The 13,474-nt window shown below is 72.4% G+C and carries 14 protein-coding genes; 6 read left to right on the forward strand and 8 right to left on the reverse strand.

The window, feature by feature from the left end; translation table 11 throughout:
- Positions 1-6 precede the first annotated feature (6 nt).
- Positions 7-1,056 carry a DUF2637 domain-containing protein gene (locus OG627_RS06080; RefSeq protein WP_329062186.1) on the forward strand — a complete coding sequence of 350 codons (1,050 nt, stop codon included), beginning with the start codon at positions 7-9 and terminating at the stop codon, positions 1,054-1,056.
- Between the two features lie 172 nt (positions 1,057-1,228).
- Here the strand turns inward: OG627_RS06080 and OG627_RS06085 are convergent, their stop codons facing one another.
- The 3 genes from OG627_RS06085 to OG627_RS06095 all read right to left on the reverse strand — a co-directional run bounded on the left by OG627_RS06085 (position 1,229) and on the right by OG627_RS06095 (position 4,847).
- Positions 1,229-1,624, reverse strand: coding sequence for an ATP-binding protein (locus tag OG627_RS06085; RefSeq protein ID WP_329062188.1), 396 nt, complete (start codon positions 1,622-1,624; stop codon positions 1,229-1,231).
- 126 nt (positions 1,625-1,750) lie between these two features.
- On the reverse strand, positions 1,751-3,493 hold the full coding sequence (locus OG627_RS06090) for a pyruvate dehydrogenase (protein WP_329062191.1): 1,743 nt from the start codon (positions 3,491-3,493) through the stop codon (positions 1,751-1,753).
- A gap of 106 nt (positions 3,494-3,599) precedes the next feature.
- Complete coding sequence (locus tag OG627_RS06095; RefSeq protein WP_329062193.1) at positions 3,600-4,847, reverse strand: protein phosphatase 2C domain-containing protein; 1,248 nt, start codon at positions 4,845-4,847, stop codon at positions 3,600-3,602.
- 412 nt (positions 4,848-5,259) lie between these two features.
- On the opposite strand from OG627_RS06095, the gene OG627_RS06100 reads away from it, so the two are divergent.
- The 3 genes from OG627_RS06100 (at position 5,260) to OG627_RS06110 (ending at position 7,343) form a co-directional block, all read left to right on the forward strand.
- Positions 5,260-6,327, forward strand: a complete 1,068-nt coding sequence (locus OG627_RS06100) for a helix-turn-helix domain-containing protein (RefSeq protein WP_329062194.1) — start codon at positions 5,260-5,262, stop codon at positions 6,325-6,327.
- A gap of 23 nt (positions 6,328-6,350) precedes the next feature.
- Complete coding sequence (locus tag OG627_RS06105) at positions 6,351-6,833, forward strand: DUF456 domain-containing protein (protein ID WP_329062197.1); 483 nt, start codon at positions 6,351-6,353, stop codon at positions 6,831-6,833.
- A 132-nt stretch (positions 6,834-6,965) separates the two neighbouring features.
- Entirely contained in the window at positions 6,966-7,343 is a 378-nt protein-coding gene (locus OG627_RS06110) for a PPOX class F420-dependent oxidoreductase (protein WP_329062198.1), read from the forward strand.
- Positions 7,344-7,457: 114 nt separating this feature from the next.
- Here the strand turns inward: OG627_RS06110 and rsgA are convergent, their stop codons facing one another.
- Together rsgA and OG627_RS06120 are read right to left on the reverse strand one after the other, a co-directional pair.
- Positions 7,458-8,564: a ribosome small subunit-dependent GTPase A gene (rsgA, locus tag OG627_RS06115; RefSeq protein ID WP_329062200.1), complete on the reverse strand. Its 1,107-nt coding sequence runs from the start codon at positions 8,562-8,564 to the stop codon at positions 7,458-7,460.
- Between the two features lie 314 nt (positions 8,565-8,878).
- Complete coding sequence (locus tag OG627_RS06120) at positions 8,879-9,637, reverse strand: NADPH-dependent F420 reductase (RefSeq protein WP_329062202.1); 759 nt, start codon at positions 9,635-9,637, stop codon at positions 8,879-8,881.
- Positions 9,638-9,923: 286 nt separating this feature from the next.
- Here OG627_RS06120 and OG627_RS06125 point away from each other — a divergent pair, with 286 nt between their 5' ends.
- A complete protein-coding gene (locus OG627_RS06125) occupies positions 9,924-10,283 on the forward strand; it encodes a DUF805 domain-containing protein (protein ID WP_329062204.1) in 360 nt (119 codons plus the stop codon).
- Positions 10,284-10,349: 66 nt separating this feature from the next.
- Here OG627_RS06125 and OG627_RS06130 read toward each other — a convergent pair whose 3' ends face one another.
- The 3 genes from OG627_RS06130 to OG627_RS06140 form a co-directional block, all read right to left on the reverse strand.
- A complete protein-coding gene (locus OG627_RS06130; protein WP_329072405.1) occupies positions 10,350-11,975 on the reverse strand; it encodes a glycoside hydrolase family 13 protein in 1,626 nt (541 codons plus the stop codon).
- Between the two features lie 245 nt (positions 11,976-12,220).
- Positions 12,221-12,538 carry a YkvA family protein gene (locus OG627_RS06135; protein WP_329062207.1) on the reverse strand — a complete coding sequence of 106 codons (318 nt, stop codon included), beginning with the start codon at positions 12,536-12,538 and terminating at the stop codon, positions 12,221-12,223.
- A gap of 97 nt (positions 12,539-12,635) precedes the next feature.
- Positions 12,636-12,875 carry a hypothetical protein gene (locus tag OG627_RS06140; protein ID WP_329062209.1) on the reverse strand — a complete coding sequence of 80 codons (240 nt, stop codon included), beginning with the start codon at positions 12,873-12,875 and terminating at the stop codon, positions 12,636-12,638.
- A 61-nt stretch (positions 12,876-12,936) separates the two neighbouring features.
- Here OG627_RS06140 and OG627_RS06145 point away from each other — a divergent pair, with 61 nt between their 5' ends.
- Positions 12,937-13,461 carry a CGNR zinc finger domain-containing protein gene (locus tag OG627_RS06145; protein WP_329062212.1) on the forward strand — a complete coding sequence of 175 codons (525 nt, stop codon included), beginning with the start codon at positions 12,937-12,939 and terminating at the stop codon, positions 13,459-13,461.
- Positions 13,462-13,474: the final 13 nt, after the last annotated feature.

Raw genomic sequence — 13,474 nt, forward strand, 5'->3', positions numbered from 1 at the left:
CACCGCATGCGACTGACCGACATATCGCTGAACTGGCTGCTTCCCGGCGTCGTGCTGATCGTCGGAATCCTGGTGGCGGTGGCTCTGCTCGCGCGCGGCAAGCGCGCCAGTCAGAAGTCCTCGGCCGCCGAGGACTCCTGGGAACGCAGTGAGGAGCGCCGTAGACGCAAGGAAGCGATCTACGGCATCGCCTCCTACGCCCTTCTGTTCTGCTGTGCCGCCGTGGCGGCCGCGCTCTCCTTCCACGGCCTGGTCGGCTTCGGACAGGAGAACCTCGGCCTCTCGGACGGCTGGGAGTACCTCGTCCCGTTCGGCCTCGACGGCGCGGCCATGTTCTGCTCGGTCCTCGCGGTGCGCGAGGCCAGCCACGGCGACGCGGCCCTCGGCTCGCGTCTGCTCGTGTGGACGTTCGCGGGTGCCGCCGCCTGGTTCAACTGGGTGCACGCGCCCAGGGGTCTCGGCCACGACGGCGCTCCGCACTTCTTCGCCGGCATGTCCCTCTCGGCCGCGGTGCTGTTCGACCGCGCGCTGAAGCAGACCCGGGTGGCGGCGCTGCGCGAACAGGGGCTGGTCCCCCGTCCGCTGCCGCAGATCCGGATCGTCCGGTGGCTCCGCGCGCCCCGCGAGACCTTCGGCGCCTGGTCGCTGATGCTTCTCGAGGGAGTCCGCACGCTGGACGAGGCGGTCGACGAAGTCCGCGACGACCGGCGGCAGAAGGAGCAGAACCGCCGTACCCGGCGCGAGCAGGAGAAGATGGAGCGCGCTCAGATCAAGGCGCTCAATCGTCAGCACCGGGCCTGGGGCCGCGGCGGCCGCCAGGTCGCCCTTCCTCCCTCGAATGGAGGTTCTGGCTCCCAGCCGGCCGTCGAGGCCGCCGCGGAGCCTGCTATACCCGAGCCGGGACAGCTGCCCCAGCGATCTCGGCTCTCCCTTCAGCCCGTGCAGAGCAATGAGACCCGCACCGTGGATCTCACCGCCGAGGACGACACCCAGGCGTTGCCGCGGCTCGACTCCCTGGAGCGCAAGCTCAAGGAGATGGAGCGGCAGTTCGGCTGAGGCCGGGCGGGCTGAGCGGACCGAGTCCGACAGCACGAAGCGCGATCACCACCTGGACCGGTGTGGCGGACGACCGTCACGCCGGTCCTTCGCGTCCCGTACGTTTCTTGTATCCATACCCGGTCCCTACCCCGGGATGATCACGTCTACGCATCGTCCGCGGCCAAGTCCTTTACGCGCATTCCCCGTTCAGCTCGAACCAGACCACTTTGCCGACCGGCCTGGCCCGTATCCCCCAGTCGTCCGCCAGACTCCGCACGAGCGCCAGCCCCCTGCCGTGCGTGGAGTCGTCCGGAACCGGCCTGTCGGGTAAGGGCGGGCGGGGCAGCGCCGCGACGAAGTCCCGCACCTCCACCCGCAGCCGGGAGTCCGCGACCGTCGCCGTGACCACCGCTCCGGTCTCCGTGTGGACCAGGGCGTTGGTGACCAGCTCGCTGATGAGCAGCTCCGCCACCTCGGCGGAGTCCCGCTCCGTCCAGTGCCGCAGCATCTCCCGCAGCGCGTGCCTGACTTCGGGCACGGCCGCGAGATCGGCGCCCCCCACTCTGCGCCGGATACCTCTTGTCACGCTGTCCCCCCGCCCCTGGTGGCCGACGGCGCCTTGCGCGCGCCTCGTTCAAGAGATGCATTCCCAGCCCGTAATGGGCCACTCATGGCGTTCGTCACCTCCTGGTGCCCCTTCCCGCACCGAGCGTCAGGGGCGGGGCACGTTGCGGAGGTTGGAGCGGGCCATCTGCGCCATCCGGCCGACCCCGCCGTCCAGCACCATCTTGCTCGCGGAGAGCGCGAAGCCCGTCACCATCTCCGCGCGGATCTTCGGCGGGATGGAGAGCGCGTTGGGGTCGGTGACGACGTCCACCAGGGCGGGCCCCCGGTGGGCGAAGGCGTCCTTCAGGGCACCCGCCAGTTGCTTGGGCTTCTCCACCCGTACCCCGTGGGCACCGGCGGCGCGGGCCACGGCGGCGAAGTCGGTGGGGTGGTTGTCCGTGCCGTACGCCGGGAGTCCGGCCACCATCATCTCCAACTCGACCATTCCCAGGGCGGAGTTGTTGAAGAGGACCACCTTCACGGGCAGGTCGTACTGGACGAGGGTGAGGAAGTCGCCCATGAGCATGGCGAATCCGCCGTCGCCGGACATCGAGACGACCTGCCGGTTCCGGTCGGTGAACTGCGCCCCGATGGCCTGCGGCAGCGCGTTGGCCATCGAGCCGTGGCTGAACGAACCGATCACGCGGCGGCGGCCGTTCGGCGTGAGGTAGCGGGCCGCCCACACGTTGCACATCCCGGTGTCGACGGTGAACACGGCGTCCTCGTCGGCGATCTCGTCCAGGACCGAGGCCACGTACTCCGGGTGGATCGGGATGTGCTTCTCGACCTTGCGGGTGTACGCCCTGACCACGCCGTCCAGCGCGTCGGCGTGCTTCTTGAGCATCTTGTCGAGGAAGCGGCGGTCCGACTTGGCGCGTACCCGGGGCGTCAGACAGTTCAGCGTCTCGCGGACGTCGCCCCACACGGCGAGGTCCAGTTTGGAGCGCCGGCCGAGGCGCTCGGGCCTGATGTCGACCTGCACGGTGCTGACGTCGTCGGGCAGGAAGGCGTTGTACGGGAAGTCGGTGCCGAGCAGGATCAGCAGATCGCACTCGTGGGTGGCCTCGTAGGCGGCGCCGTATCCGAGCAGTCCGCTCATCCCGACGTCAAAGGGGTTGTCGTACTGGATCCACTCCTTGCCGCGCAGGGCGTGGCCGATCGGCGACTTGATCCGCTCGGCGAACCGCATCACCTCCGTGTGCGCTCCGGCCGTGCCGCTGCCGCAGAAGAGCGTGACCCGGTCCGCCTCGTCGATCATGCGGACCAGCTGGTCGATCTCGGCGTCACCGGGGCGTACGGAGGGGCGCGAGGTGACGAGGGCGTGCTCCTCCGCCTTCTCGGGCGCGGGCGCTGAGGCGATGTCCCCGGGCAGGGTGACCACGCTGACGCCGCTCTGCCCGACGGCGTGCTGGATCGCCGTCTGGAGCAGCCGTGGCATCTGCCGCGGGTGGGAGATCATCTCGTTGTAGTGGCTGCACTCCCCGAACAGCTGCTCGGGGTGGGTCTCCTGGAAGAAGCCGAGGCCGATCTCGCTGGAGGGGATGTGGGAGGCGAGGGCGAGTACGGGCGCCATGGAGCGGTGGGCGTCGTACAGGCCGTTGATGAGGTGGAGGTTGCCGGGGCCGCAGGAGCCGGCGCAGGCGGCGAGCTTGCCGGTGATCTGGGCCTCGGCGCCGGCCGCGAAGGCGGCGGTCTCCTCGTGCTTGACATGGACCCAGTCGATCTCCGGGGTCCGGCGGACGGCGTCCACGACGGGGTTGAGGCTGTCGCCGACGACTCCGTACAGCCGTTGGACACCTGCCCGGACGAGGATGTCCACGAACTGCTCCGCCACGTTCTGCTTGGCCATGGGACGCGCACCTTTCTGGTCGCCGGAGGGGCGCGGACGACGGGCCGGGGGGGCTCCGGTGTCCATCAACCCACGCCGGGCGCGGTCCCGCACGCGCGGTTAGGCCCTACGCCTCCCAGACGCCGACGGCCGTGCGGTCGTCCGCGTACCCCTTGACCCTGAGGCTGGCGTCCTCGAAGTACTGGGCCAGACCAGGCGGCTCCGCGGCCGCCCAGCGGTCGGCCAGCTCCTTGGTCAGGGCGGGTTCGTCGCGCATGGGCTCCGCGAGACCGGGGCCGCACAGCAGCAGGGTGTCGCCCGGCCGGGCGACCGAGGCCCGGAAGCGGAACGGTTCGGGCGGCGGCGGCAGCGGGCCCTCGGTGTACGGGGAGCGCGGGCCCGCGATGTCCGGGTCCATGGTGGCCGGCTCGCCGTCCGCGGGCCGTGCGGAGCGACCGGCACCGGCGCCCACCCGGCTCTCCGGGGGCGGTGAGCCGAAGCCGACGACGGGGGCGCCGGTGACGGCGGCCGGATCGGGCAGCAGAGGCTCCAGGTCCTGCCAGGCGCCGTCCCTGAGCCGGAAGAGTCCGCCGTCGCCGATCCCGAAGAACACCCGGGTCCGGCACTCGGGGTCGGCGGAGAGCAGCAGACAGCGCAGTCCCGCGCTGTACTCCTCGGGCCGTACGCCCAGCTCGGCGGCGCGGGCGCGCAGCTTGCCGAAGCTGCGGTCGGTGAGCCGGTGCAGCCCGGACTTCAGATCGCCCCGGCGGCCGGCCCGTATGTCGTCGGAGAGCCGGCCGTGGCTGCGGCCGACGGCGGTCCCGATCCAGTGGCAGGCGTCCGCCGCCGCCCGGTGGGCGCCCTCGACGCCGCGCGCGCCGCAGGCGACGGCCACCAGGACGAGGGCGCCGGGGCCGGTGCCGAAGCGGGCGGTGAGCAGGGCGTCCCTGCGCGGCTCGCCCCGGTAGCGCGCGGAGTCGCCCCGTACGGACACGGCCCGCAGGGTGTACGTCCCGTAGGAGGCGCCGTCCAGCACGGTGTCGGGGACGATCTCGTCCAGCCGGTCGGCGTGGGCGACGGGCAGCGCCGTCGGTTCCGGGTCGTAGGTGGGCGGCCGGTCACCGAGGTGGGTCGGGGCGGTACGGGGGCCGGGCGGCGCCCGGCGCGGCTCGGGGCGGGCGGGGGCCGGTGGCTCCGGCGCCGCTCCCGGCAGCGCGTCGGTGACCGGGCCGGTCACCGCGTGCGCCGCCGAGTCGAAGCGGTCGTCAATGGTCTCTTCCGCTCGCGCGGCGGCGGGACCGGCGTCCGGTGCGGACTCGTCGTACAGCCGGTTCCACCACTCGTCGGCGGCGGGTGTCTCCCCCTGCTGGCTCATGTGCCCATTGTCGGCCGGGCCGGCGGCGCGGACACGGACATCGGAAAAAGAGTCCGCCGGGCGGCCCCACCCCCCACGGGAAGGACGCCCGGCGAACAGTCACAGGGCCGGCCGGTGCGGACGCGGGGGGCCGTGGCCCCACACGTCGTCGCTCCCGGGCGGGAGCCGGGTCAAGGGTACCCAGGGGGCATATGACCGCGGCCTGTCGCAGCTGTGATGGCGCCACCTTGGCAGAGTGGCGGCCGCTACAGGGATGATGGGGGCGGCGGGTTTACGCCGTGGCCGGTATCCGCCACGGCCCGCCGGAGAACGGAGCGCGTCCGGGGCGGGCGCGCCGGGGGCGGGCCGTACGGAAGACGTGCGAGAAGCCGTACGTACGCGAAGCCGTGCGTGCATCGGTCACGGACCGGTCATGGACCGGTCGTACAGGGAGGTCGCGGGAGTGCTGGGGCTGGGAGCGATAGGTCTCGACGAGAGACAGGAGTCCGCGTACCGCGCGCTGGTGGCGATCGGCGCCGCCGAGGTCGCGGATCTGGCGCACCGGCTGGCGCTCCCCGAGCCGGACACCGAACAGGCGCTGCGCAGGCTGGAGCGGCACGGGCTGGCCGCGCAGTCCTCGTCCCGTACCGGCCGCTGGGTCGCCGCGCCGCCCGCCGTCGCCCTCGGGGCGCTGCTCACCCAGCACCGGCACGAGCTGGAGCGGGCCGAGCTGGCGGCGGTGGTGCTGGCGGAGGAGTACCGCGCGGAGGCCACCGAGCAGGCCGTGCACGATCTGATCGAGGTGGTGACGGGCGCGAGCGCCGTGGCCCACCGGTTCCGCCAGCTCCAGCTGGGGGCCGTCGAGGAGGTCTGCGCCCTGGTGACCGGGCAGCCCGTCGCGGTGACGGGCATCGACAACGAGGCGGAGGAGCGGGCGGCGGCGCGCGGCGTGGCCTACCGAGTGGTGATCGAGCGCGAGGTGCTCTCGCTGCCCGCCGGGGTCAGCGAACTGTCCGCGGCTCTCGGCCGCGACGAGCGGGTCCGTGTCACCGAGCGCGTCCCGACGAAGCTCGTCGTCGCGGACCGCACCCTGGCGATGGTCCCGCTGACCGGGCCGGGTGCGGAGCCCGCGGCGCTGGTCGTGCACGCCAGCGGGCTGCTGGAGTCGCTGATGGGCCTCTTCGAGGCGGTGTGGCGCGAGGCGCTGCCGCTGCGGCTCCGTACGGAGGGCGCGGGCGGCGCCGGTGACCAGGGCGGCGGCGCGGCGGGCGCGGTGGCGGAGGACCGCCTGCCCGGCCCGGACGCCACCGATCTGGAGATCCTCTCGCTGCTGCTCGCCGGGATGACCGACGCGCGCGTCGCCAAACAGCTCGATCTGGGGCTGCGGACCGTGCAGCGCAGGGTGCGCGGGCTGATGGAGCTGAGCGGGGTGACCACCCGGCTCCAGCTGGGGTGGCACGCGTACGAGAAGGAATGGGTGGCACGCGACCTGCGGAAATGACCGGGATACCGCACAGTTGGCGAATGGAAGTGTGGCAGCTCGTGCTGGTGGGCCTGGTCATGCTGCTCGGTCTGCTCGGCGTGCTGGTCCCCGGAGTGCCGGGGCAGGCGATCGTATGGGCCGCCGTGCTCTGGTGGGCGCTGACCGACACCACCCGTCCCGCCTGGGCCGTACTGATCGGGGCGACGGCCCTGCTCCTGCTCAACCAGGCGCTGCGTCCGCTGCTGCCGGGCCGCAGGACCCGCAGGACGGGGGCGCCGCACCGGACCCTGGTCACCGGCGGGGTGTCGGGGATCGCGGGGTTCTTCGTGGTGCCGGTGGTGGGCGGGATCGCGGGGTTCGTCGGCGGGATCTACGGCGCGGAGCGGGTACGGCTGGGCAGCCACCGGGACGGCTGGGCGTCGACCCGTACGGTGATGCGCGCGGCGGGCAGCTCGCTGCTGGTGGAGCTGTTCGCGTGTCTGCTGGTGGTGGGCGCGTGGCTGGGAACGGTGATCTGGGCCTGATCCCCTCGCGGGACGGTGTCCGGAAACCGAGGAACGGTGACCGGAACAGGTGGGCGGATCGGAGGACCAGGACCAGGGGACCAGGACCAGGAACCGATGCGCGTGCGCGCGTACCCGTGTGAGGCTGACCTCATGACCCAATTCAGTGAGGCCGAGCGCGCGTATCTGAAGACCCAGCGGCTGGGGCGGATGGCGACCGTCGACCCCAAGGGGCAGCCGCAGGCCAACCCGGTCGCGTTCTACCCGCAGGACGACGGAACCCTCCTGATCGGTGGTTTCGCCCTGGGGACCACCAAGAAGTGGCGCAACCTCCAGGCAAACCCCCGGGTGGCGCTCGTCGTGGACGACATCGTGAGCACCGAACCGTGGGCGGTACGCGGAGTGGACATCCGGGGTGAGGCCGAGCTGTTGATCGGCCCGCACGATCTCGGTGAGCTGCTCAGCGAGGAACTGATCCGCATTCACCCCCGCAAGATCCAGAGCTGGGGCCTGGACGGCGTGAGCCCGTAGTCCCGAGTCGTGTTCCTGTCCGTCCCTCTCCCGGGGACGCCGAGGCGCCCCCGGGAGAGACCGGGCCCGTACGGGACGCTCGCCGTACGGGAGATGCCGTGACCGGCGGTGGGGCTACCTGATGCGGCCGCGTTTGGCCTCCATCGCCGCGCGGCCCTCCGCGCCCTTGCGCTTCCAGTCGCGCCGCAGCTCGCCGCGGAGCCGGGCATCGGTCTTGGCGACGATGAACCGGTTCTCCCGCAGCAGCTTGCGGTAGCTCTCCAGCCGTCGGCCGGGCAGCGAGCCGTCCGCCACCGCGGCGAGCACGGCGCAGCCCGGCTCCGCGTCGTGGGCGCAGTCGTGGAACCGGCACCGCTCGGCGAGCGCCTCGATCTCGGAGAACACCTGCCCGACGCCGGCCTCCGCGTCCCACAGTCCGACGCCGCGCAGTCCGGGCGTATCGATGAGGACCCCGCCGCCGGGCAGCGCGAGCAGATTGCGGGTCGTGGTGGTGTGGCGCCCCTTGCCGTCGACGTCACGGGCGGCCCGCACGCCCATCACCTCCTCCCCGAGCAGGGCGTTGGCCAGGGACGACTTCCCGGCCCCTGAGGCGCCGAGCAGCACGCTCGTACCGGCGGACAGGACGGCGGAGAGGACGTCGACGCCCTCCCCCGTCATCGCGCTGGCCGTCAGCACCCGCACCCCGGGCGCGACGGTCCCCACGTCCTGGACCAGGTGGTCGACGACGTGCGGGTCGGTCACGAGATCCGCCTTCGTGAGCACGACGAGCGGCAGGGCGCCGCTCTCCCACCCCAGGGCGAGAAAGCGTTCGACGCGGTCCAGGTGGAGTTCGACCGCGAGGGAGACCGCGATGACCGCGTGGTCGACGTTGGCCGCGAGGATCTGCCCCTCGGACCGCTTGGAGGAGGTGGACCGTACGAACGCGGTACGGCGCGGCAGCAGCGCGCGTACGTACCGGGGGTCGCCGTCCGGGTCGACGACGGCCCAGTCCCCGGTGCACACGACTTTCATCGGGTCACGGGGAACGACGAACTCGGTGTCGGCCCGTACGGTGCCGTCCGGGGTGACGACATCACACAGCCCACGGTCCACCCGGACGACGCGACCGGGCACCAGCCCCTGCGCGGCGTACGGGGCGAACTCGGCCTCCCGGCCCGCGTCCCAGCCATAAGCGGCGAGAGGATGCGCAACGGAGGAGACCTCAAGAGAGGAGAAAGACAACGGGAAACCCTTCGAAGGGCGGTCCCGGCACGCGCGCACAGGCGCGGAAGTGAAGCAGGAAGGTCAGCCGGAGACCACAGGGGTGGGAACGATGAACCTCTGAACCTGGGCAGCGCCCAGCACTGTGACCGTCATCAATGTCCTCACCTCCTGCTTCTCCACACGCCGGCAAAGCCCCGAAGGCGGCACGTTACGGCCGCCGCTCCCGGACGACGCCCACCCTAGCCACACCCCGCACACCACCGCGAGGCATTTTCCCGGCCGCGCCCCGCCCTGTGCGCGCCCCCGTCCCGCGCGCTCAGTCGTCGATGCGCTCAGTCGTCGATGACGGCCGCGCGGGAGCCGCCGGCGGGCCCGCGGACGGCGGCGGCCGTCAGCTCGCGCACCCGGTCGGCGGGGACCGGCACCCCCGGGGTGTCGAAGAACCAGCTCTGCTTGTCCTCCTCGCTCAGCCCCTTGGGCCGCGTCCGGAGATACGGCTGTACGTAGACGGGGGTGCCCGGTTCGCTGCGCCAGCTCGCGTCGAGCGTGCCGGTGTCCACCGCGTCGTAGCCGAGGGTGTCCAGCAGCCGGGCCACCCGCGCCCTGGCGGCCTCGTCGTCGCCCGCGAGGGGCAGGGCGCTGCGGTCGGGGGCGCCGGAGGGCCGGGCGAGGGTGAACAGGCGGTGGAAGTCGATGTTGTTGAACGCCTTGACCACGTGGGCCCCGGCCAAGTGCCGCTGCACCAGGGCGCTGGAGGTCAGCCCGCCCTCGTCCAGCACGGCGACGCGGCCGTCGCGCTCCGGGTAGTAGTTCATCGTGTCGATGACGGTCCGGCCCGCCAACTCGGCGGCGGGCAGCCGCTCGTAGGCGCTGAGCGGGACGGTCGCCACCACCAGGTCCCCGGCCAGCGCGGCCTCGGCGGGGGTGGCGGCGCGGGCGCGGGCGCCGAGTTCGGCGACCAGGCCGGAGAGGGTCTCGGGGCCTCGGGAGTTGCTCAGTACGACGTCCAGGCCGGCGGCGACGGCGAGGCGCGCCAGCGCGCCGCCGATCATGCCGGTGCCGATGAGTCCGAGGGTCTCGGTCTCGGTCATGGGGTCACGTCTCCAATTCGGCCGGCCGGGGTGGCGCGCCGCCCGCTCTCGCGCCCAGCCCTCGAACCCGGCGATGAGTCCAGATGTCGAATGTGAAACCGAGTGTCAGGTTAGCTACCGAGAATCTATCCCGCAAACGGGGCACGCGCGGTAGCGGCCGCGGTACCGAACGCACGCGAAGCGTCCGCGACCGGCCGATTTGACCTGTGCAGTTCAAGCCACATACCTTTCGCCCTGACCCGAGCCGCCACGGCAGGTCAACTCTCACCACTCTCGGGGGAAACGCATGAACTGGTACGTCGACGTCCTGAAGCAGTACGCGGTGTTCAGCGGCCGGGCGCGCCGCAAGGAATACTGGATGTTCTTCCTCTTCAACTTCGTGATCTCCATCGCGGTGGGCGTGATCGGCGGCGTCATCGGCGCGGAGAACTTGCTCAACGCGCTCTACGGCCTGGCCATCCTCATCCCGAGCCTCGCCGTGGCCGTGCGGCGGCTGCACGACACCGGCAGGAGCGGCTGGTGGCTGCTCATAGCCCTGGTACCGCTGGTGGGCTTCATCATCCTGATCGTCTTCCTCGCCCTTGAGGGCGAGCAGGGTCCGAACGCGCACGGCGCGAACCCGAAGCACGCGCAGACGTACCCGTAACACGCCCCGGCACCGCCGGAGTTCCTCCGTGCCCGTCAGCCCACGCGGCTGACGGGCACGCGTCGTTCAGCGGGCCCTGGAATCCAGCCAGACCGCCGTGTCCGGCGGCAGCAGGCCCGGCCCGTCGGCGTTCCCCGCCCCGTCCGCCGTCAACTCGTCGCTGGTGAGCAGGGTCACGGAACCGGTGGGTACGGTCAGCGGCAGCGGCTCGCCGGAGAGGTTGACCCGGCAGACCAGGCCCGCGCCCTTGCTGAAGGCGAGTTCGCCCGGGGCCGACGGCAGCCAGGTGAAGCGCTCGTCGCCGCGGAAGCCCCGGCGCAGCGCCAGCGCCGTGCGGTACAGCTCCAGGAAGGAGCCGGGCCGGCCGCTCTGGGCCTCGACCGACCACGCGCCCCAGCCGTCCGGCTGCGGAAGCCAACTGCCCTGCGGGCCGAAGCCGTACGAGGGCCCCGTACCGGTCCACGGCAGCGGCACCCGGCAGCCGTCGCGGCCCTTGCGCGCGTGTCCGGTGCGCTCCCACATCGGATCGCGCAGGGCGTCCTCGGGCAGGTCGGCCACCTCGGGCAGCCCCAGCTCCTCACCCTGGTAGAGATAGGTCGTGCCGGGCAGTGCGAGGGTCAGCAGGGCGGCGGCCCGCGCCCGGCGGCGGCCCCGCTCCTCGTCGGCGGCCGGGTCGAGGCCGCCGGTCAGCAGCCAGCCGGGCAGGTCGGTGGAGTCGGGCAGCGCGTAGCGGCTGCGGTGGCGCACGACGTCGTGGTTGGAGAGCACCCAGGTCGGCAGCGACCCGGTGGACGCGGCGCCGGCCAGCGAGGTGTCGATGACGCCCCGGAAGGCCCCGGCCTCCCAGGGGCAGCGCAGATGGAAGAAGTTGAACGCCTGCTGAAGCTCGTCGGGCCGGGTGTAGAGGGGCAGCCGGGCCGCGCTGACGCCCGCCTCGGCGACCATGATCCGGGGCGGTGCGTACGAGTCGGTGATCTTGCGCCAGGCCCGGTAGACGTCATGCACCTCGTCGCGGTCCCAGAACGGATGGTCCTCGCCGCTCGGCGGGGAGTTGAGGGAGGCCGAGTCGCCGCCCCGGGTGTCGCGCAGCGGCGGTGCGAGGTCCTTGCGCAGGCCGTGGGCCACATCGATGCGGAAACCGTCCACGCCCAGGTCGAGCCAGAAGCGCAGGGTGCGCTCGAAGTCGGCGATGACGTCCGGGTTCTCCCAGTTCAGGTCGGGCTGTTCGGCGGCGAAGATGTGCATGTACCACTGGCCGTCGGGGACCCGGGTCCAGGCCGCGCCGCCGAACTTCGACTGCCAGTCGGCGGGCGGCCGCGCGCCGTCGGGGCCGGTGCCGTCCCGGAAGACGTACCGGTCGCGGGCCGCCGAGCCGGGGTCCGCCGCCAGGGCCTCGGCGAACCAGGGGTGCTGGTCGGAGGTGTGGTTCGGCACGATGTCGACGATGGTGCGCAGCCCGAGCGCGCGCGCCCGGCCGAGCAGGACCCGGAAGTCGTCCAGGGTGCCGTGCCGGGGATCGACGTCCCGGTGGTCGGCGACGTCGTACCCGCCGTCGGCGAGCGGGGAGCGGTAGAACGGCGTGAGCCAGATCGCGTCCGCGCCCAGTTCCGCGACATGGCCGAGCCGGTCGGCGATGCCGCGCAGGTCGCCCATTCCGTCGCCGTCCGCGTCGGCGAAGCTGGGGACGTACACCTGGTAGACGACCGACTCGCGCCACCAGTCGCCGGGGCCACCGCTCCCGTCGCCGCCGCCACTGCCACTGCCACTGTCGTTGCCGTCACCGTTGACGCTGCCGTGCTGAGTCACTGATACCTCTCGTGCCGGGATGAGCATCAGCGGAACTCTAGTGGCGCGGTCCGATCATCATCCGACCGGACGGGGCAGGTCCGGCGGCCGGGCCAGGCCCCCGGACCGGGGCCTGGCCCCCAGTCCGGGGCCTAGGGCCGCGGCCCGTGCTTGAGCTTGCCCAGCTGGGCCGCGGCGTAGGGCAGTTTGCCCTCGGCCGAGCGCATGGAGCGCAGCGCCAGCAGCAGGACGCCGATGTCGTCGATGTACACGGGGTCGGGCAGCACGTCGAACGGCAGGATCAGATAGGCGATGGCCGCCCAGAACACCCAGCGGTTCTCGACCGGGACCCCGGCCTTGCGCAGGGCGCTCCGGGTCCTGACGAGCCGGACGGTCAGGGTGATCGCGGCGCCCAGAGTGACTGCCACCAGCAGGGCGCCTACGACGACGATGATCTGGAGGTCGCTCACGCGCTCTCCTCCTTGGGGCTTGGAGGGCTCCGCACGCCGGGTCGGCCGTGCCGCTTCCGCTTACGGTTACCCCCGTACGGGCCCCTCAGCGGAGCCGTCACCCCGTCGGCGCGCCTTTCCCGGCCGCGCGCCGGTCCCGGGCGCCGAAGACCTTGGTGATCCGGCCGTCGGTCAGGACCGCCACCGTGCCGCAGCGGCAGACGCAGTACTCCACCATCCCCTCCGACGTCGTGTGACAGGACAGCAGGGACCAGCTGGACTCGTCCGCCGCCCCGACCCTGTCGCACACCGCGCACCGGTCGTCGCTCGCACATACGTCACTGCCGCAACTACGCATACGATCAGGTTGACGTCATCACCTAGAGACGTTCAACCATTACATTCGATACGTTGGCGGTATGCGCTTCAATCACTACGGTGGCGAGGCCGCGCTCCTCGCCGCCGATCTGTCGAACGCGCCCGGGCCGTTCACCCCGGAGGGGCTGGAGCCGCTGCTGATCGCGCGCGGTATCGTCCGCCACTCGCTGTCCGCCGCCGAGGCCGCCGCCGTCGAGGTCTGGAGCCGGCGGCTGGCCCCCTGCTTCGGCCCGCAGGAGCTGGAGGAGCGCCGCGACCGGGTCAACGGCCTGCTGGCCGACGCCGCCAGCAGGCCGTACATCACGACGCACGACGGCCACGGCCCGCATCTGCACTACGCGGACCCCGCGCTGGGGGCGGTCGCGCACATCCGCGCCGCCTCGGCGGCCGGGCTCGCGTACGTCGTCTGCTTCGCCAGCCACACCAGGCTCGGCCGGTGTGCCCGTACCGCGTGCGCCCTGGCCTTCGTGGACACCTCGCGCAACGGCAAGCGCGTCTACTGCTCGGTGCGGTGCGCCAACAACGACGCCGTCACCCGCCACCGGCGGCGCACCGCACCGGACTGACAGGGCCCCCGGA

It is taken from the genome of Streptomyces sp. NBC_01429, assembly GCF_036231945.1.
Taxonomy (GTDB): domain Bacteria; phylum Actinomycetota; class Actinomycetes; order Streptomycetales; family Streptomycetaceae; genus Streptomyces.